Annotated in this window: 18 protein-coding genes; 14 read left to right on the top strand and 4 right to left on the bottom strand. The window is 44.4% G+C overall.

Going from position 1 to position 19,765, the window contains the following annotated elements; translation table 11 throughout:
* Position 1 precedes the first annotated feature (1 nt).
* The 4 genes from MHI48_RS19660 to MHI48_RS19645 all read right to left on the bottom strand — a co-directional run bounded on the left by MHI48_RS19660 (position 2) and on the right by MHI48_RS19645 (position 1,968).
* The gene (locus MHI48_RS19660; RefSeq protein WP_036607825.1) at positions 2-190 is read right to left on the bottom strand and encodes a hypothetical protein; all 189 of its coding nucleotides are present in this window, start codon (positions 188-190) and stop codon (positions 2-4) included.
* A 181-nt stretch (positions 191-371) separates the two neighbouring features.
* Positions 372-599, bottom strand: coding sequence for a hypothetical protein (locus tag MHI48_RS19655; protein ID WP_036607823.1), 228 nt, complete (start codon positions 597-599; stop codon positions 372-374).
* 174 nt (positions 600-773) lie between these two features.
* Entirely contained in the window at positions 774-1,043 is a 270-nt protein-coding gene (locus tag MHI48_RS19650; RefSeq protein ID WP_036607821.1) for a hypothetical protein, read from the bottom strand.
* A gap of 184 nt (positions 1,044-1,227) precedes the next feature.
* Complete coding sequence (locus MHI48_RS19645; RefSeq protein ID WP_405141519.1) at positions 1,228-1,968, bottom strand: GT-D fold domain-containing glycosyltransferase; 741 nt, start codon at positions 1,966-1,968, stop codon at positions 1,228-1,230.
* Positions 1,969-2,158: 190 nt separating this feature from the next.
* On the opposite strand from MHI48_RS19645, the gene MHI48_RS19640 reads away from it, so the two are divergent.
* From MHI48_RS19640 to MHI48_RS19575, 14 genes are all read left to right on the top strand, one after another.
* Entirely contained in the window at positions 2,159-2,818 is a 660-nt protein-coding gene (locus tag MHI48_RS19640) for a glycosyltransferase family 2 protein (RefSeq protein WP_405141517.1), read from the top strand.
* A 37-nt stretch (positions 2,819-2,855) separates the two neighbouring features.
* Positions 2,856-3,887, top strand: a complete 1,032-nt coding sequence (locus tag MHI48_RS19635) for a glycosyltransferase (protein ID WP_338706470.1) — start codon at positions 2,856-2,858, stop codon at positions 3,885-3,887.
* Positions 3,871-4,509, top strand: a complete 639-nt coding sequence (locus MHI48_RS19630) for a hypothetical protein (protein ID WP_036607811.1) — start codon at positions 3,871-3,873, stop codon at positions 4,507-4,509. Before MHI48_RS19635 ends, MHI48_RS19630 begins: the two co-directional genes overlap by 17 nt.
* Positions 4,510-4,763: 254 nt before the next feature.
* Positions 4,764-5,585, top strand: a complete 822-nt coding sequence (locus MHI48_RS19625) for a hypothetical protein (RefSeq protein WP_076251153.1) — start codon at positions 4,764-4,766, stop codon at positions 5,583-5,585.
* A gap of 128 nt (positions 5,586-5,713) precedes the next feature.
* A complete protein-coding gene (locus tag MHI48_RS19620; protein ID WP_076251155.1) occupies positions 5,714-6,193 on the top strand; it encodes a hypothetical protein in 480 nt (159 codons plus the stop codon).
* A 20-nt stretch (positions 6,194-6,213) separates the two neighbouring features.
* The gene (locus tag MHI48_RS19615; protein ID WP_235200726.1) at positions 6,214-6,546 is read left to right on the top strand and encodes a hypothetical protein; all 333 of its coding nucleotides are present in this window, start codon (positions 6,214-6,216) and stop codon (positions 6,544-6,546) included.
* Between the two features lie 67 nt (positions 6,547-6,613).
* Positions 6,614-10,465: a hypothetical protein gene (locus tag MHI48_RS19610; RefSeq protein WP_405141513.1), complete on the top strand. Its 3,852-nt coding sequence runs from the start codon at positions 6,614-6,616 to the stop codon at positions 10,463-10,465.
* Positions 10,466-10,479: 14 nt separating this feature from the next.
* Positions 10,480-11,130, top strand: coding sequence for an S-layer homology domain-containing protein (locus tag MHI48_RS19605; RefSeq protein ID WP_405141511.1), 651 nt, complete (start codon positions 10,480-10,482; stop codon positions 11,128-11,130).
* Positions 11,131-11,170: 40 nt separating this feature from the next.
* Entirely contained in the window at positions 11,171-12,583 is a 1,413-nt protein-coding gene (locus MHI48_RS19600) for a hypothetical protein (RefSeq protein WP_405141509.1), read from the top strand.
* 15 nt (positions 12,584-12,598) lie between these two features.
* Entirely contained in the window at positions 12,599-15,739 is a 3,141-nt protein-coding gene (locus MHI48_RS19595; protein ID WP_076328281.1) for a M23 family metallopeptidase, read from the top strand.
* Positions 15,739-16,155: a hypothetical protein gene (locus MHI48_RS19590; RefSeq protein WP_036607798.1), complete on the top strand. Its 417-nt coding sequence runs from the start codon at positions 15,739-15,741 to the stop codon at positions 16,153-16,155. Before MHI48_RS19595 ends, MHI48_RS19590 begins: the two co-directional genes overlap by 1 nt.
* Positions 16,156-16,173: 18 nt before the next feature.
* Positions 16,174-16,584: a hypothetical protein gene (locus MHI48_RS19585; RefSeq protein ID WP_133385376.1), complete on the top strand. Its 411-nt coding sequence runs from the start codon at positions 16,174-16,176 to the stop codon at positions 16,582-16,584.
* A gap of 11 nt (positions 16,585-16,595) precedes the next feature.
* Positions 16,596-18,515 carry a hypothetical protein gene (locus tag MHI48_RS19580; protein WP_340984762.1) on the top strand — a complete coding sequence of 640 codons (1,920 nt, stop codon included), beginning with the start codon at positions 16,596-16,598 and terminating at the stop codon, positions 18,513-18,515.
* A 13-nt stretch (positions 18,516-18,528) separates the two neighbouring features.
* Positions 18,529-19,665 (top strand): hypothetical protein, encoded by a 1,137-nt coding sequence (locus MHI48_RS19575; protein ID WP_036607790.1) that lies wholly within the window; start codon positions 18,529-18,531, stop codon positions 19,663-19,665.
* The last annotated feature ends 100 nt before the right edge of the window (positions 19,666-19,765 follow it).

Here is a 19,765-nt window from a genome sequence, read left to right as displayed (position 1 = left end):
GTTATGCCTGTCTGCTGGTTAACCAGGAGTTAAAGTGTGCCGGATCTTTCAAAAAATAAAAATGTTGTATAATCACGATATGATCAGGATACTCAAGTTCATATTGGGTCTGAATCGAGGATTCATCGACGACTCCAATAACAGCGAGTTGATTTGTTTCGATCACATGTGTTGGTGTGGGTGAGCTCATACAACCATCCTTTCGTTTATTAAGTCAGAGTCAACAGGGGCGATGGAGATGTCCATGGTCCCTAGATGACCTATACGAGGCAGGATGGGGAAGGTTAAACTGATCCGTTTCAAAAAAAGGTTCAAATTCAAAAAAAACCAGAACCCCACGTCGAATGTGATGTGGGGTTCTGGTTATGTAACTACTCTTTTGAGAACGTGTCCAGGGCCTCATCTGTAAGATGGAGTTCTGCGAAAGCCCTGCATATCTTTTGGAAAGATCTAATGGTATTTGTCTCATACAACATCTCAATGGGATCAAAACCTAACATGACAAGCGAATCCACAAGTTCTGTCTGATCTACTTCTGTATGGTGGAGCGCTTCAAGCATGGTTTCAATAACTGCTAAAAATAAAATGGCTTTATTCACTGTCTCGATTGGTGTCCCCTCCTTCGTAATACTACTAGAATAAGCAGAGGAGGACAGAAAATAACGAGAAATTCCAATTTCTCAGTGATGAATCTATTCAATCTAAAAGTGTGGAGAGAATAACTGGTTGTTGTAAATTAAAATCTGATGATAAGCTCTCCTTTGTATGTAAGATTAAGCTTTTTCGTTTACTTCGTGGAGAATGGAATCAATTAATTCATCATCAATCAGAGTGCTAGCTTTTTCGAGTGCCAATAGAATACCTTGCGGTTGTTCAAAAAAGACTGTAGAGAGAATAGGGGCAACTTCATCTAAATTAATCTTCTCAGCTTTGACCATACTGATCAAGGCAACAACGATCTCATGTCCCTCCACGTTACCTTCCATAAATCTTGTTCGTAAATGAGTTGCTACTATTTCGGTCTTTGACTGCGAGTACGCCATTACATTTCCCTCCAACGGTTTGAATATCTTAGCAGAGCTCCTCTTCATGCAAGTTTAAACCAGGTTAGATTAGGAGTTATCTTAACAATAATAAGGCAGATAGTTTAAATTATCAACAGCTACTAAGTCAATAAAATCGGATTTGGAATCACAGTTTTATCCAGCAAAAAAGACCCGGAGAGGGTCATTTTTTGGGTCTGCCTTCCCAATAATCAGGAAATCCGTTGTAATCCCATGCGTTCAGATTTTCGCAGTCGGCTTGAATGGTAACATCTGCTCCGGAACCAAAGTCAACACCTACGGTTTGCAGTTCTTTGGCCTTAATAACCAGTACCTTGCCGGGTGCACCTGCACACACCAAAGCAAGCTTCCACGGTGTCTGTTGGTAGATATGTTCCATTTGTTTGGATGCTGTGCTCACATGAGACCACGAGGGGCAGTCCACCGTTCCCACGATGCTTGTCCACCCGTATCTCCGCTCCAGAACTTCTCGATATTGCTCGGCCTTGGCTCCGCAGATCAGAATAGGCATGGTCTTGAATGTTTCGTAGAATAACTTGAATCGGGCGATGTAATTATTCTCAAAAGCATAGAAGGTCTCTCTGGGCTCAACTTTGTAATATGCAAGGCACATATCGAATAACGGCTTGAAATACCAGTGATCTGTCTGGATCAGATGTCCGACGTAATCCGCTTTTCGCAGGCAGTGTACGATAATTTCTCTCGCACTTGCATTGGGTAAGGTTATCCCGCAATAGGTAGGGTCGTTCAACCAGCCGTAATGAGACTTAATGAAATCCATAGTCAGAACGGTATCGTGGGCCAGAATGGTGTTGGAAGCATCCCCAAATCGTACAGAAGCATGGGCTTCTCCATCAGAGGCCATTTGGAACCAGTTGTGGATTAATTCTACACTCCCCAGCATGCAGGTCACCTTCTTTCCATGTGTGAATAATGGTTTCTTTGGTATACATATTCATCAACTCCTTCTGTACTAGAATAGGAAAAATGCTTCGTTCTCTCTCTTCTTTTGATGAATCACTCCTTTTTGGTTCAATGTGCGAAGGTTATTGAGCAACAGTCTAGACTATGTAAAAAGGGAGAGGGGATGGACTGTGAAAAACGTATTTATAGGTAGTCCTGTACGAAACCGGGCTTGGATTATGGAACGGCACTTGCAATCACTTGAGCAACAAGCAGTGCAGAAGCATTATATGTACATCCTGAATGATAGTGAAGATCAGACGGAGCATATCCTTGATTGTCATCAGATTCCTTATCTGACTCATAATCTGGGGAGAACATATGGTCATATACGTGGACAATATTCCTATCACCACCTGGCGTTGTTGAGGAATATGCTTCTGGATGAGTTTCTGAAATCGGACTGTGATTATCTGTTCTCAATTGATACGGATATCATCATTCCTGAGGGTAGCCTACGGCAGTTAATGGATAATGACAAAGATATATGCGCAATGCTTATACGGAATCACCCAAAATTGAAGGCTCATAATGCAATGAGCGGCGGAAAACATATACCTGAATTCAAAGCGGGTTTGTTCCCGGTAGAACTGACAGGTGCCGTATATTTGATTAAGCGTGAAGTGATCGAAGCTGGGGTTCGTTATGGTTCCCATCCAACAGGTGAAGATGCACCATTCTGTGAGCAAGCTAGAAGATTGGGATTTCAATTGTTTGTAGATACTCGGTTGCGTCCCGTTCATGCCTATGCGGAAGGGGTGGAGTTGATTGCTCAATTTGCTGCTTCGTAGAAAACAACGAGAAAATCCGGTTTTTGAAAGTATAGAAATGACCATTGTTTACCCGCCTGCACTTGACTGGAACCTCTTGTTCCAACGTCCGCAGCAATTGATGACCGCCTTCTCTAATATTCCAGGTATACGGGCTATATTTATCAATGAAGAAACGTACAGAAAGCAGACCCGCCCGATTGAAAAGTTAAATGAGAATCTGTTCCTTGTGCAGAAAGGTGTGAACTACGATCACCTGGTGAAAGGAAAGAAGGTACTCTGGTTCTCGAATCCAGGTCAGTACAATTATTCGGATGGACGGAAGTTTGATTTTACCGTATTTGATTACCTTGATAATTCGGCTGATGAGTTTGCTGTGTGGAAATCCTACATCCCGAAATGTTTTGACCGTGCAGATCTTATTGCGACGACTGCGAAGGTGATGTACGAGGCACATAAACATGACGGCAAACCAATCTTTATGTGCCCTAACGGGGCAGATTACCAACATTTTGAGAAAGCGCGGACAATTCTGCCCAAACCGGCCGACTTCCCCGATGTTCATGATGGGCAAAAGATTGTGGGTTTCCACGGTGCAATGGCATCGTGGGTGGATTATTCGCTGATTACCGCTATTGCAGATAAAGGTTATCGTGTTGTTTTGATTGGAAACAATGCCCTCTATCAAAAAAATATTGTGCATCCCAATGTGACTTGTCTTCCGCACAAAGATTATAAAGTGCTTCCCGCCTACATTGCTCAATTCGATGTTTGTATCGTGCCATTTAAGTTGACAGAGATGATCCGTGGCTGCGATCCGATCAAGTATTATGAATATTTGTCTGCGGGCAAACCTGTGTTGACAACGCGTATGGAGGAAATTGTTCATAAGTACAGCGATGTAACTTACTTTATGAATCAGCATAATTGTGGATTGATGTTGGAGAAAGCGATTCGTGAGAATAGTGCTTCCAAAATTGCGGCAAGAGTAAGGGTGGCTAAGTCTAATAGTTGGGATGGCAGGGCAATGGATGCCGTGAAGATGATTAATCAGGTCATAGGAGGTATGAAAAATGAAAAAGATATTTAAACGAATGTTTGGTAGCCAATCGACTACACCGACAATTGAGCTTGAAGAAATAGAGATTGACGCGACGGAGTTCAATGTTACGACATACACCCCAAACACGGATACAACGATTGTATATCTGCCTGCGATCGATTTCCATAGTGAACGATTCGGGCGTCGACCACAACGGCTGTTAAAAGCACTCGCGGAAGTAGGCTACAATGTAATATATATCAACTCCAGTGATGAGTTCTATCAGGTTGATGCCTTGGAGTATCCATATCCGGAGCTTCCAAACTTTGTCGTAGCCCGTGTGGGCCAGAATGTCCGTACGCTGTTTCAGGGTGATCGCGTGATCTACTGGGTGAACGATAGCCGGCTGGCAAGTTCTGTCGAGACAGCATATCCTGATCTAGTCGTATTTGATTCGTTGACTGATCCGGATCAGTACGAGAAGCACAAACACAAGATGGAAGCTGTTGCTGACGTTGTCTTCATTACACCCGAGAGAATCTATGAGCATGGCAAATATTGCTCGCATGTTCATCTGGTTACTGCCGATGAATTTGAGATCAAGGAACGTGCAGAACAGGTAGCGCAAATTATAGATGCTTTGCCAAACAGAATGGCCCCTCTAATGTAGGGGTCTTTTCTTTGATCGTATATAGACCTTTCCTTTTGCAAAGATGACGGGGCTAATCGTGCTTCAATATATTTCGTTTACATTATCGTTAGGGATTGAAGATAGCGTTCTACACTATAAAAAGCAGAGACGGCGAACAGCCAGACGGGTTAAACGAAATGGATCTCCCGATCATCAAGTCCTTTAACCTGATCCCGGCTTAAGCAAGTCTCCGTAGCTAAAAATACATACTATCCTAAGGAGTGGACTGTTCAATGGCTAAAAAAATGATTATCAAAGGTGTAGGTACGTTTATGGCTAAACGCCTTCCAAAAGATCCGATGGGCGAAATTGAGGTAGTTACCCTGGGCACCCTGCAAGATCTGAAAATTGACCTTAACGTGGAGCTTGAGGACATCTTTGGTGGTGACGGTCTGTTCGCCATTGATGTACTGGTGAAGTCGAAATCGATCGAAGTATCGGCAACAGATGCTAAATTCGATCTGGATGCGATCCAGCTGATGATGGGTTCAACGGTACAAGAGCAAGTGAAGTCTTATGTATGGGTGCTGAATGAGCAGTCTACAGTGGCTGCAGGCGTTTCCAATTCTGGATTTGCGGAAGCCAAACCGAAGCATGTAAGTGATATCTATGGAAGTAACGGTGACATTACGGTTCGTCTCAAAGATTCCAACACGTTGCTGAAACAACTCACTACTAAAGGAACAGCCGTGGAACCCAATGCGTTCTTCTACGACGAAGCGAACGGTGTAGTCATCCTGAATGCGTTCCATATCGGTAAAGAGATTGTGTTGAACTACAAGCGAGATCAAATTGTAGACATGGTTGATCTGTTGGTTGACGAAGTACCATTCCCAATCTCTGTCGTTCATCACGGGACGTTCCAGCAAAAAGATGGTTCGTATGCAGGTGTTGAAACCGAGCTGTACATGTGCCGTGCAAAAGGTACATTCAGCATCAATGCCCAGCGCGCTGCCGCTTCTGCATCTGCAATCTCTTTGCAGATTCTTGACCCTGAACGTGCTGATGGAAAAATCGGCAGTATCAAACGCTTCAGCGCACCAAGCAAGATCTAATATCTAAATAAAGTTGATTGCTCCTGGCAAGGTATCAAACGGCATCTGTGTCCTCCCCTTCACAGAGCCTTGCCTTGCCAGGTTTTTTATTATATGGGGGAGAATGTCCTGGGGAGGTCTTTAAATTCATGGAAACAGAACAAGAAAAAGCCGAGCGTGAGCTTGCGGAAAAGCTGAATGAGGAAGCGGCGAAACGAATCAAAGATGATCCGGAAAACAAACGGGTGACTCCGGAGGAAGTGGAAGCTGCTGAGCGTGCATTCTTTGAAGATGATGAGATTATTACGCTGAGGGATCGACGGAAATATCGTATTCCGCCATGTAACCTGAAGGATGCCCGCCGTCTGATGAAGTTGCTAAAAACGGTGAATATCGATGCCATTATTCTTAACTTCATTCCGACTGAGAATGATGAACTGGATGAAAAGCGGCAGCAGGATTTATTTGATGTATTGGCAATGGCATTCAAAAACTATCCACATATCGTGACCAAAGATGAGCATGGTGAGTATACCATCAATCGAGAGTATCTGGATGAGTACCTTGATCTGAACACAGCTCGCAAAGTCATTGATATGCTCATTGGACTCAATGGTTTAAAAAAGTAGAACGCACCGAGGGGGAGTCTTTGGAGGGAACCGAAATCCGTGATACGGAAACACAGGAACCTGTTCACTGGGGAGAAATCTTCTTCACCCTCCATAAACACTGTGGGCTGAACAAGTGGGAGATTTGGGAGTACACACTCCCTCAGGTTGCGGAGCTGTGCAAGTCAGCCGAGAAATATATTCAATTTGAGGTTGAGCTTATGACAGCACCTCTTCGCATGTTCGGTGGCGGTGGGGGCGAGGAAGTCGAAGAAGATGGGACCGTCAGACGTAAAAGAACCTTCAATGACGAGGATTACGCAGAGATATCAGAAGATGATATCGGTATGCTTGCACAAGCGCTCGGAGGATAAGAGAGAGATATCCCGTTTTGCCTAAATGAAGGTAGAACGGGATTTATGCATAAAGGCGGTGATTCTTTTGACTGAAACAGAAGGACAAGGAGATAAACATTCCTTAACACAAGAAATATTAACGGATAAGGATCAATTAACTGGACAAAACGCAGCACTGAAAGAGAGTTCCCCTTCAGGCGTTAGCACACTGATTAGACGAGTGGAGACAATCAGAAGTGATATGCAGTCGCAAATGATTGAAACACTGACGACCGATTTGGAGCACTTTTATCGTGGAGCGTTCAGTGAAATGAAGGATGTATCTGCAGCTGGCTCACAGGGGTTGATAGACTCCGTGATGAATACGATGAAATATATTTCAGCAGGTGAAACCAAGGGGTATTCAACAACATTACTCAAGAAATCCCTTGACTCGTCGCAGCAGATGGATCAACAGATAAGCCGGGCCGACCAAAATTTGGAGCTTAGATCGTCTGGGACTACAAATGGCAGTGGGCAATTCACACAAACCGGAACGGTCAAAAATCTGCAACGAATTGCACTGAAACATGGTATGGATCAGGAAGATGTAGGTCTTGCCTATCGTATTGGTTCTCGTAATTATGATCATTCATCTGAAGCTGTCGCGTTTGCTGAAGAAGTAGCCAAGCTGCATTCAGTGGGCAATATGGATGTAGAACAGACGGCAACAGGTCTGGAAGCTGTTACTCCGGCATGGGGAAGCAGTAGCTTTGATCTGTCCCAAGTCACAGACATGATGATCAGAGCTTCAACGATGTTGGATATTGGCATTCAGGACTTGATGGATATGATGCGTCAGACCCTTCCAATGGTCGGTAACCCTGATGGAACGCTTGCACAAGAGGATGCATTAGCCAACTGGATTAGTAAGGCTGGATTGTTGGTTCAGTCAAAAGGAGATCATCCTCAGCAGGGCTTTGCATCGAATCGAGTTAGATTCGATCTTCTTGCTGAACAAGTGAAGGCTACGGATGCAAACGCGTCGGTCCATCAGCGCACTGGTAGTAGAGACAACCTTCAATTCCGACAACGAGAGATCGAAATCGCATTTCAGATTGCAACACATGAGGCGATGCAAGGGTTGAAAGAGGAATTTGCCGAGCTGGGCGATTATCTTATCGCAGTCATGCGGTTAATTGGTGATCGTACGGGTGGCATTGTTGATCATATGGAATTGCTTAACCGAATTATGGATGAAGTCGGAGTTCAGGTTGCGTGGGATAAGTTCGGTGAAGTGATGAATGAAGGCGATCAGAAGCGATACAGTGCTACAAATGCGGATCCAGGGAAAGTCGAAAATACGGGGAGCGATGTTCCCGAGCCACTTCGAGTCACGGATGTGCAACGTGCTGGTGTAGCGCAAGAAATGGGCAGACAGCAGAGTCGTCTGCAGACGCTGGAACATCGCAGAACAGAAATTCAAAGTAGGGCCGCCTCCAAGCAAGATGATGTACTTCAGGCACGGACTAACCGAGATCATCAACATAAAATGTACAATCAGGCTATACAAAATGGGGATACAGCGACTTCTTCCATTCATGCAGAAAAACGTGACGAAGCTGAGAAGCGAGTCAAAACGTATAGTCGAGAACTTCTTCTGTTGCGAGAAGAAATGCATTCACTCGATATTCAGATTGCAAAGACGAAGCGAAGTCTTGAGTTTCTTGGGCGAGAGCTGGATGACACGAGTAGAGCAATGATGCAACTTGAACACCAAGCTAGAGTTTTGATGATGGCGATGGATGACATGGACCTGGATGCAGTTGAACTACGAAACAAGTTGTATTTCCTTAATGCTGAGTTTACATACGGTTCAACCGATGTTCAGCGCTACGAATCCGAGATCCAGAAGCTGCGTAAACAGTCAACTCTATTGAATGACGCTCTCTCCACATTGAGAACCGAAGTCAATGAGTTAAATGCTTCTTTTAGACAAGGCATGATCGATGCTACAGCATACATATCCAAACTGAAGGAACTTGAACAGGTTCAGCTAGCGAGTATGATGAGTGGTCCAGGAGGATTGTTAGTTGTTCCAGGTGCAGGAAGTGGTGGATCCCCTGTTAAGGATGACAAGGAAGATTCAGCAAACAAACCTTTTTTAGAGAGACATCAAGATTTTATCAATGACGTAATTAAGGATATGGCTAAGTCAAAGATTGAGGAAGTTATGGATTTTGGTTCAGACAAGAAGAAGAAGGACAAGCCCAAGCGACGAGGGATTAAACAGAGATTCGAAGATATGAAAGAAGTCGGTAGTAAAAAAGCATTTTTTAACGGTCATGCACCTATTCGTGACAAGGACGGGAACGTACTCAGAGGACCGGATAAGCCAGATGGAACCCCTGGAGATATCCTTACCCAGCGTGATATTACGAGCGAGCGTAAGAAAAACGGAGACATTCCAGGGAAATTAGCAAAGCTCGGCAAGTTCGGTAAGTCTATACTGAAACCCCTAAAAGCCGTTCCTTATCTTGGTGCTGCCATGACTGCTGTGGATGTAGTGTCCGGTCTTGTTGATCCGCTGAGTAATATGGGTAAGTCAGAAGCGGAGAAGCAAAGTATTCGTGCAACAAATAAAGAGGAACTGGCCAAGGATTTTAAAGATATGGAGCAGTCTTCAGTTGTAGGTAAAGTGTGGAAAGGTCTTAACCTTGGAATGGATGCAGTTGTTAAGGGAGGAATCAGCAGCCTATTTGGAAACAATGCTACCAATAACAAGTTCGGGGATTACTGGAAGGGATTTAAGGCGGTATGGAGTGAAGACGGCGGAGATGCAGTTGAGAAGAAACTGGGCAAGGAATACAACTACAAGCAGGAGAAAAAAGAAGCCCAGATTCAAATGGATAAAGAGTCTGGAAAACCGCCTGGGGACAACAAACAACAACCGCAGATACAATACATTCAACCTCAAATGCAGTATATTCCTGCTGTGGGCGGAATAGGTACCATTGCTAACGGCTATACGCCTCAGCCACAGAGCAATGGTATTGATGAAATGATCGCCAAGATTAATCGGCAGCTTAACAAGTCGACAAGTGATAACGAAACCAATTACCAAGTCACTCGATCCCGTCTATTGATTAGTGGTGTTCGCGAAGATTCTGGTCAGATGCGCGCGCTAATGGAGAAATATTTGCAAGAGAATATCAAGTTCTTCGATAAGGCTATTGCAAGTTTACAGAAGACGTACGACAAGATGGCTGAAGGTAAGGATAAAGATGAACTGGGCCTAGAGATCAATGAGAAGAAGCAGCAGAAGGCACAATCAGAGCTTGAACTGAATGGTGTCAAAAACAGCCAAATTGATGAGCTTAGACGCAAGATGAATGATCAGTTTGAGTTGACGCAGTTGGATTATGATAAACGAATGTATGATCTCCTGGCGGCTAATGGAGGTAAGGAAGATGCACCAGAATTAATTGCATTGAACAAATCGCGTGCATCTGAAATGAACTCACAAATAAGTTCGATCAAGCAAGATTGGAAGAATCTGTTGAATAGTGGTGTGTTTAAACCGGGCTCGGATGAATATATGCAGATTTTTAAACAAATCCAGGCATTGGGTGTAGAACAGTCCAAAAATTTGTATGAAATTAGCAAAAAAATGGATAAACCGATTTCTTCATTCAACATTCCAGCAGGTCTTAAGGTCATGGATTACTTTGACTACATGACGACGAACAATACGCATAAAAGTGTGATGGTTGGCTCGGGGGATGTTACGGTTCATGTAAACATCGATAATATGACAGGCAGCACAAAAGATGTGGAGAGACTTACATCTACGTTGGACAAGACACTACGGCAGAACAGTCCTGGTATTGCAAACCGAATGGCCAGCAATGTTGGTGCGGGAATGGGAACTAATCATATCCCTAAATATAGTAGATAAGGAGGAAATCTGATATGACTCAGCAAAATCCGTTTGGCTTAGTTAATGACCGGTATAAAAGAAAGCTGTATGTAGATACAGGCATGAAGTTCGAGCCAGTAAACGGAAGAATTATTGATCCGTACTCATCACCTTCGCCCAATCCGCAAGTGAGGGAAATTAAAATGATTAATGCTCCCTCGCATTTTCATCAGATGGGCGTGTCTTCGTACAAGGCGATCATTAACATCCTGTTTAAAGATAAGCAATCCTATCACGACTACGCGATGTACGTAGGCTGGACACACAAATTTTATGATGAGAAGGGTAATATCTATGTTGGTGTTGTAGAGTCCATCAAAGTCGACCCTATTTTCTACCATCAGGATACGATGGATAAAGATCAGAAGGGGTACAAGGTCGAATTGACCATGACCCTGATCAAAAAAGATGGATATGACCGTAAGAGTGCAATACAGTTTCAGGATTTACAGACGACAGGAGGCAAGGACCACTGGGCAAGAGATTCCATTGAACGCTTGGCTGATTTGGGACTGACGGTTGTAACACAATTGGATGGCACACCCATTCTATTTTTCAGACCGGAAAACTTTATAACCAGAGCAGAGTTTGTTACTTTCCTGATGCGAACCAAGCGTCTGCTGGAACGAACAATTCGAGAGTAGGGTGACCTACTCTCTTTTCTGTCTATTCTAAAGATAGGAGGTGTTTATCATACGAAAATGGGTTGATGTAAACGAAGGGGACTGGTTCTATAACGATGTTATGGAAGCCACGAATATGGTTTTGGAAGATGGTGAAGTCTTTGTGGCCGGGATCAACTATAACAAGTTTGAGGAAGGCAAGCCTTTTGTATATGAGGAAATCAAAGGGAAAGCGGGGCAAACCTCATTTAGTCTGCCTGTGCTGATTAAACCAACAGATGACAATCCACTGTATGTGTTTATTGATGGTGTTCAAACGATCTACCAAACGGCTGAAACCAATAGTAAAGGATTAACCGATGTAGAGTTGTATACCGGTGTGACAGCAGGACAGGTGGTGTCCTTCTGTAGTTATGGTGAACCGTTGCTGGACAGTGCTTGGAAAAGGCCACCCGTGTCCTGGACTGGCGATCTGCCGAGAGCTGTACTTAGCGCAGCGACGACCTATTTCTACGATCCATTTAGTCGTAATCATCAGGAATATTTGTATGCAGCAGGCCAACCGCTTCGCAGACTCAGTATTCCTTCCGAAGTATGGGCAGACACCATGGGAGATGCAGAGGCGGTAACCAAAATTGCAACAAAGGCTATTGGTTACCGAACGGATGTATATTGTGTCAGCCCAGGGGGATCGGTGTTTCTTCCTTTTAATCTGAACGGTGTCACTTGCAAGTTCAATTATTGGACGAAGAATAACAAATTCAAGAGTGAAGATATCAAAGCGACAACACTCAAACCGGCCTACAACAATTGTTTCTTTCCTAATGCCATTATACAGCGGGGAGAAGCATTTCATCTGATTAACAAGTTGCGCAAAGTGTTCTATGCCAGATTTACGGACATGGAAGCACCAACGACGGAGATTAATCAGCCTATTACGGCATTTCAGGGTCAACGGGTGTTTAGGCTTAATGGCAATTATCCGGCAGGTAAAAAGAAACTTAAAATTACAGTGAAATTTAAAGACGAAAAAAAAGATAACGTCCCAGAAACACCGGCTTATTCGGAAATTGACAACCACACGGTTGTATTTAATCAACCTTTTTCAGAAGGCGACGAAGTGACATTCTATTATCTCAAAGATGTGAGCGAAAGGTTTGCAGATGTCGGCAAAGCTTCAGCCATTTATTATCAAACCAAAGGTGAGCGGGTAGAACAGTCCAAGGATGCTTTCTGGAAAATAGCCGTCTCGGAAATGGAAGACGAAACATTTGCGAACAATGATCCACTAATTAATGGAATTCCTATCAAGAAAAAGATGGATGGTGCAGCAGTAGTCACGGATATGGGGAGACCTGTAAATGGCACAGACGAGGAAGAGATATGGTTCCTTGGCAATTCCGCTATGACACGGGCTGAAGCTGCTGCTTTCCTGGACCGATTCATGAAATGGACCATCGAGCGATTCAAGTAAGGGGGAGATTACAATATGATTCCAATTTCGGATGAGGTTATAAATGTGCTGTCCCAACGTCTGAAGCTGGGGGAAGGAGCACTTCCCAATATCCGTGTCGAAGTAGATCGGCTGGCCTTTATCCCGGGACGGACAGAAGAGTTCAGGCATATCGTAACCGAGCAGATACCCATCATCAGTACAGAATCCGTTTGGGTAGATGAGTCGAGTAATGGTATATATAACGGTTCTACTCAAGCGAATGCTCAGGAGATTTGTTTTCCGATCAAAGGTAAAACGCTGATTACCACTCCTGTTACAGATGAATTTGGTGCTCCTCGTAATAGCGCGTCAAAAATTCACCGAGGCATCGATTTGTCGGAGAAGATCGGAACGCCAATTTTGGCTGCATGGGCCGGAAAAGTAGTCCGAACATCCTTGAATAAAACAGAAGGTGCCGGTAATGCCGTAAATATAAGACATGATAATGGTGTTATCACCAAATATTTTCATCTGAAAGAAATTCTCTGTTCGGTGGATGATGAAGTAGCTCAAGGGGCTGTCATTGGAACGCTGGGCAATACAGGTGGCGTGTATACCGGTGGTCATAAGGTGTCTGCGGCAGAACGTGCGGCGGGCAAGGGAAAACATCTGCATTTTGAAATTTGGGAAGGAGTCAATCCAACAACGAGAACCGGAGAGGGCGGCAAGCCAGTTGATCCTAGATTATATCTGAGCGGACAGCGCAAACTGCATGGAAATGCGAAAACAACATTTACTGATGTAAAGCCGGTTCAAGTCGAGGGATATCCCGGAGAGATTAAACTGAATGAGAAGTTCGACAAGCGAAACTGGCATGAGAAAGACGTTTATACAACCGGATTGAAATTTTCGGATTATGCCAAGATTGAATCGGGCTGGACTATGTTTGATTCAGGAGGCAAGTTACTGTATACGTTTGAAGGCAAAGCCGCCGTAGCTGAATTTGAGATTAACGTGACAAAACTGAGTATGCCCACGCAAGGGCTGCTTAGTATTGGAATGGGGACTAATTTTAGTGAAGCAGAAGGGGATTCTTTCGCGGTGGTGATTGATAGTAAAACGTATGCCTATGTGAATAAGTTTAACGGGGCATATGATCTGACCAAACTGACGGAATTGAATAATATTGTGATCCCTGCAAAAGCCAAGAGTATCAAGATTAAGGTGACGTATGGGGGCAAACAAAACCCCACTGTCCCAACCGGGTCTGTTCCTGCTTCGAGTAAGAAGTATAAAAAATTCGCCATTGATTATATTCGCATACAAGAGTTGTTACCTGCTCCGTTGAAGAATCAAAAGAGTGAAGAAGGGCTCGATCCGTCTAAAGGATATTATCAAACGAACAGCTACGGAGATTTTATCAATAATAGAAGGACAGAGACGGATGTTATTCAGGTCGGGTCTTTTGTCTATATGGACACGCAGGTTCTTCCCAATATCATTAGTGCCGAAATCGATGATCAGTTTGATTCTGAAGCCAGGGAAGCACGGCTGACCATCTCCAATCCGAGAGGATTCTTCTCCCCGGATTATAATCCTGCTCATTTTCCTGAGCTTGGGGGTGTGCCGTCTCCATGGTCTTATTTCGCAAACGGATTCCATATCGGGGTGCTGAGTGAAAATACACCGATACGCATATATATGGGATATGGTCAGCACATGATGCGGGTATTTACGGGACTGATTGACAAGGTGGACATCAATGGCGAAGGCTCCACGCTGGAGATTACGGCCCGAGATATGTACAAGCGCATTATCGAGAAAGTCATTTCCGAGAAAAAAGCTTATCCAGAAGTAGATGAGATTGATAATGTGCCAGATCCGGTGCCGCCTGCAGCAGTTGGCACGGACCGGACATCATCCATAATTCAGGCCGCACAGGCCCAAGCTGCAGCGTATGGTGTACCTGATCATAAGTTTTTGCTTGCGATATGCAGGCACGAGACCGTTCTCGGAACACAAGGTAAGGGTAAAGATGAGAACGGTAGCTTTATTCTTGGATATGGCTGTCCTAGTAAAAGCGAGTGCAATCCCCTTTACAAGGGAATTCAGGAGCAAATGAAGCGCGGAGCAGAACGGATGTCCAAAGCACTAGCTTCCAGAGGTAAAAAAGTGACTTCAAAAGCCGATGTACTTTATTTCCACAATGGTGGAGACATTGCTCCCATGACCTGGAGTCAAGATCGGGAGAATTGGGTGGACAAGGTATGGACCTATTATCAGGAGATGCTCGCAGATCCGGCAAGCTGGACCATTACAGCAACCTCCACTCCGGCAGTTACACCAACACCCGCTCAGCCTGTAGAATTTGAAAAGCCGGCTTGGGTCAAATCAACCGTTGTACTAGATCTGGTTAAACATGCAGGTATGGTGGGTTGGAGGGCAACCAGTGAGGATCGCTCTTATCCTGACTACGTGATTGACGAGACCTATCTGATTGAAGTGAATCAAAAGACGGGCAGGGTCATTGTCCCCGTACCGGGTCAGGAAGGTGAGTTTGAAGTCAAGGATGCAAGTACAGTGCTGACACCGAATGGATGGCTTAATCCATTTATTGAGGAGTATGGCAGGACGTTTGAGCAATGGTCTGCCAAAGTTACGGAAGCTGTTCAGGAGGTGATCTCGGAGATTCCGTATCGAAGCTACTGTGACCGTTATGGTACATACCGACTGGAACGCCTGAATTATGACAAACCTGTCGTGGCAGAGTTTTCCGAGAATGACAATCTGATCTCCATTACCAAATCCACGGATTGGTCCAGAGGAAGAAGTCACATCGTTGTTATCGACTCGAATGATAGTCAGAGCAGTTTCGTAGACAAGGAGATTTTGCTCGAACTCAAAGGAGAAATCCGAACCATGGTGCTGGCCGTTCCTTGGGCGAAGACGGTTGAAGCCAAAAGACAGGTGGCAGAGCGAGCTTTTTTTGACATGAAACGGATGTGCCGTACGCTTCAGGTATCCATTCCTGCGAATCCTGCGCTTGATCTGCTCGACAACGTCATTGTGACGGATAAAACGACCACCACACGAGCTGTATATACGATTAAAAGTATTAAAACCAGTTATTCGGTCGACCGTGGCATGTTACAGGTCATTGATATGATGTGGGCAAGAAAGGGAGTGATGGTGTAATGGCCGGCATTGTGAATGAAAATATTGTATTTCCCGTGCTTGATCTAATCCACCGGGAGCTTCGCAAATATAGCAGTATCTCCAATTCGAATGTTTCTCCTCTTGAAGGTGAACCTTCCGTTACATTATATCGGGAGCACATGCAGGACCCGGACAGGGTGACTGGAGCAGACCTTTTGTATGAATCGGCATGGAAGGTTTCGATCTGGATGAAGTTTGGCTCAGAGGATGAGGAAGACTTTCCTTCAGGAGTGGGCTATTCCCACCCGGATTATGATTATTACAAGTATTTCAGGCTAACGCAGGTGACGGCCCGTACATATGATCCGAGTGGAGAGTCGATGTTCACTTACAATATTGGTCTAAATTATGATGACGAAGGACGCTTAACTGGAACGAGCGTAAGTCGTATATAACATGTAGGAGGTGGTTCCATGGCATTTAATGTATCTTACATCGCGGGTGGCGTCATCGACAAAGTGCGCGAGCTGCCGTACCCACACTTCAGTAAAAAGACGATCCCGTTCATTCGGGGACAGATGTTGGACATTCCGGCGGCGAAGACCACCAAGTCTGATACATTCACCTTGGCGTATGACACAGAGTTCCTGAGCATTGCGTTTGCTGCGAGCCACTACTGTGTCGGCGATTACTGGGAGCTGATGATCGGGACGGAGAAGGTATGTCATACCATCTATACGAAGGAACTTCCCGAATCAGTTTCCATGGGTAACAGTTTCGGAATTGTCTACCCGATTCCGGCGGGAACGCCCATCACGTTTGACTTCTACAACGCGGTGGCTGAAGCCAAGTCGGTCTGGTACAACATCAAATTTTTGAGATAAGGAGGGTGACGATGGCACTGCAAAAACCGCAGACGAACTTTGCCGCTTATATTGACGGAGAGTCGGAAGCACAAAAATTGATCAACACGCTGGCCGATGAAATCGTAGGTGCTGATATTCCCAGAGTAGAGGGCGGGATTGACGCCAATCGCTGGGAGAAGGTATACGAGGCAGAGCAAGATTATTGGGTAACATATACTCCTAAAACTCGGCCTAATATTCAAGGGAAGTACCTTCATACAGATGGTAACTTGTATGACGTCGTTAAAATTCCTGACTACAGTAAACTTAAGTTTAAAGATGGAACACCAGCTGTTGAAGATGATGGTTTTCTTTATGAAGTGAGTTCGGTATATTGGGATCCAATTGTCGAAGGTGGTAGTCGTCCCACAGTTAGAGAAAAGGATTACGGTAATTACAAGACAGGCAGAAAGATTCAAGTTGTTCAGTTTTCTTATACAAATAAGACAGGAGCTAATATTTTTGTAGACGTTCCTAATCAGCTAGCTACATTGGTAACAGATCTCACTAAACCTGATGGTGTTACTGCCTACATTGTAAAGCAGAAGCAAACGCTTAGTACAGGTGACGTAGTTTACTTGGACGACTGGAATGAATTTGAGTTAGTTACGGAACTACCTGATGACTGGAACTACGGTCTTAAGACGGCATATCAGTGGGAATACGTTAGGAATTTTGACTATTACGGTAATTGGACTACGTTGAAATCTAGTATTGCAGAACCCGCCAAATCAAAATACACGTTTACTGAGCGTTATTATACTGCGGATCCCGTTCATGATGTGCCTTCTAGAGTAGTGGTTAAAGGTACGCCAACTGTACCAACTGGAATTCCTGTGCGAGAGTACTCTGTAATGTTGGAGCAGCCAACGAATGATTGGAACTATATTAATATTTATTATGGTGAAGAGTTTGAAGGTACAAACACAAGTGGAGATTCAACGACCACATACAGAGGAGCTTGTGACCCATCTACGGTCAAACCGGGGTTAACACCTACGGTTACAGATCAAGCCAAGGCACAGGCCATTTATGAGATGTGGAACACAGATACGATTGTCAAAACATTCATCGCACCGTCCACGAAGTGGAAGCTGGATTATGACGGCAAGACAGAGATCGTAAGCCCGGCGGCTCGCTTTTTCCACGGACGACATTCTACAACATCATGGTTGCCTAACAAAAAACGCAGACCGGATTACCTGGTAGCTTACACTTTATCGGTAAACAATGATCGAGTTGTTCTTGTTCTGGAAGGTGATCCTTCACCGAATATTCACAGCTATTACCGCAGTTTTGGATACATAGGCAAGATCGTTCCGTTCAATGATTACGACCATGGAGGAAACTTTGGTGTCACCGTTGGCATGGGTGATCTGCGAACAGATATGACAGGTTATACGAAAAATGATATTCTCACGGATCTTAATCCGGATATCTATGCCAAATACGGTGAGTACACTTCAAATGGTATGGACTCCATGTCCATGTTGAAGACACGCAGTAATGTCTTGTTCCAGCGGTATTACCCGGCATTTATTTCGCATCTTCCGAACTATCCTTCTGTGGGTAAACTTCCCCCGGGCCTCTCGAAATTGATTGTAGATACGGATGGGTTCCAGAAATCTCTCTGGACAGGAAAGTATCACGCAAGCCCAATCTACCTTGTGCATCAGGCAGAAGGATATCGGGGTTATATGGACGGTGTAGTTGCGATATACGACCATAATTTGGTCAATCGCGATGAATTAATCGTAGATACAGAAATTCTGAAAGATCCTTCCAAACCTGCGTTGGGTACGTGGACAGAGGTTTACAAGTTTTTCAGTATCAAGAGTCCGTTGAATCTATTCAAGCATTCCCCATCACCAGATGTAATTACGATTGCATTTTTGAAAGAGATAAAATAAGGAGGATTACATAATGGCAAATTTTAAATATGTAGAAACAATCACTACTTCACAGGACGTGTTGACAAAACTGAAAGAGGAAGTTACAGGGTTTAAGAGTTTCCCATTTGAATCCACTGCAGGCGAGTCTCAGGAACAAAATCTGTGGGAAGTATTTTACGAAGAAAAGGACAGTAGTGACCGTATTCAGGAACTTATTCTTCGCGGGATCATGACCATTGGAACACAAGCAACACCGATTACTAAACATTTCTATGTTAGTTTCATTAATCATGCTCTGGTACCACGCGTCGTTGCACCAGTTCCAGCCTATGAGGAGCATAGTACGTTGACTGTTCAGCTGCTTGAAGGATTGGAAGGCAGCGAACCAACTACACTACCAGTTACCACTCGCCCTACATTCAAGCTAACAGGACATCCGGTACTCTACCAATGGGCACTGGAAAACTATACACCAACGGATCGGAATAAAGAAAAACCTGTATACATGTATGTAAATGTCATGAACAATCGTTTGGCGATGGTTCTCGTTGCGGACCCAGCAGTAAACTTCCTTGATTACAAAAAATCCTTCCTGTATGCAGGTGCATTGAAACCGTTCAAATACAACCTGAATGACGTAGACGGAAATGTAATGCTGACAGCTGGAGCAGTAATCGAAGAACCAGATATCTCTCAGATTGCAACAACAGGAACGTATTACTACGGTCAATATACTTCTGCAGGTAACAACACACTTCAGATGTTGAAAACCAAATCGGGTATTGAATTCCAGCAGCACTATCCTTCCTTTATTACTCAAGCTCCACCGAAGGGGAAAGCTTATCAAGATCCGGAATTGGGGGATACGGGGTTGGAACTGGAGCCTCAAGGCTTCCAGGCGTCCAAATGGACATCCAAATATCACTTGTCTCCGATCTACGTGGTTCACCCTTACGAGGGCTACCGCGGTCAATTCGATAACTGCATCGCGGTTACGAAGCATAATATCCTTCACCTGGATGAGTTAATTATTGATGTGGAAGGCAAGTCCTGGGACCAAGAAGTGTATCGTTACTTCGATACCGATACAGCGCAGAATTTCATGAATCTGTCTGCCAACCAACGTATGGGTGTGGCTATTCTGAAGGAAGTCCGTTATACGGCGTAAGTTAAACTGAATCAAAGCTGAGTCGTATAGATTCAGTGAGAGGGAACTTTCTGAGACTCCACTCAGGGGTTCCCTTTTTTTAGTTGGAAGGGGGCAGTGA

This window comes from Paenibacillus sp. FSL H7-0942, assembly GCF_045040715.1.
GTDB lineage: Bacteria > Bacillota > Bacilli > Paenibacillales > Paenibacillaceae > Paenibacillus > Paenibacillus amylolyticus.
The sequence above is the reverse complement of the archived record's forward strand: the minus strand, read 5'-3'. Positions and strand labels throughout refer to the sequence as shown.

Coding starts and splice junctions, on each gene's coding strand:
- MHI48_RS19580 (WP_340984762.1), top strand. CDS start 16,596: ATGGCACTGCAAAAACCGCAGACGAACTTTGCCGCTTATATTGACGGA.
- MHI48_RS19620 (WP_076251155.1), top strand. CDS start 5,714: ATGGAAACAGAACAAGAAAAAGCCGAGCGTGAGCTTGCGGAAAAGCTG.
- MHI48_RS19590 (WP_036607798.1), top strand. CDS start 15,739: ATGGCCGGCATTGTGAATGAAAATATTGTATTTCCCGTGCTTGATCTA.
- MHI48_RS19605 (WP_405141511.1), top strand. CDS start 10,480: ATGACTCAGCAAAATCCGTTTGGCTTAGTTAATGACCGGTATAAAAGA.
- MHI48_RS19595 (WP_076328281.1), top strand. CDS start 12,599: ATGATTCCAATTTCGGATGAGGTTATAAATGTGCTGTCCCAACGTCTG.
- MHI48_RS19645 (WP_405141519.1), bottom strand. CDS start 1,968: ATGCTGGGGAGTGTAGAATTAATCCACAACTGGTTCCAAATGGCCTCT.
- MHI48_RS19585 (WP_133385376.1), top strand. CDS start 16,174: ATGGCATTTAATGTATCTTACATCGCGGGTGGCGTCATCGACAAAGTG.
- MHI48_RS19630 (WP_036607811.1), top strand. CDS start 3,871: ATGAAAAAGATATTTAAACGAATGTTTGGTAGCCAATCGACTACACCG.
- MHI48_RS19625 (WP_076251153.1), top strand. CDS start 4,764: ATGGCTAAAAAAATGATTATCAAAGGTGTAGGTACGTTTATGGCTAAA.
- MHI48_RS19575 (WP_036607790.1), top strand. CDS start 18,529: ATGGCAAATTTTAAATATGTAGAAACAATCACTACTTCACAGGACGTG.
- MHI48_RS19650 (WP_036607821.1), bottom strand. CDS start 1,043: ATGGCGTACTCGCAGTCAAAGACCGAAATAGTAGCAACTCATTTACGA.
- MHI48_RS19635 (WP_338706470.1), top strand. CDS start 2,856: ATGACCATTGTTTACCCGCCTGCACTTGACTGGAACCTCTTGTTCCAA.
- MHI48_RS19660 (WP_036607825.1), bottom strand. CDS start 190: ATGAGCTCACCCACACCAACACATGTGATCGAAACAAATCAACTCGCT.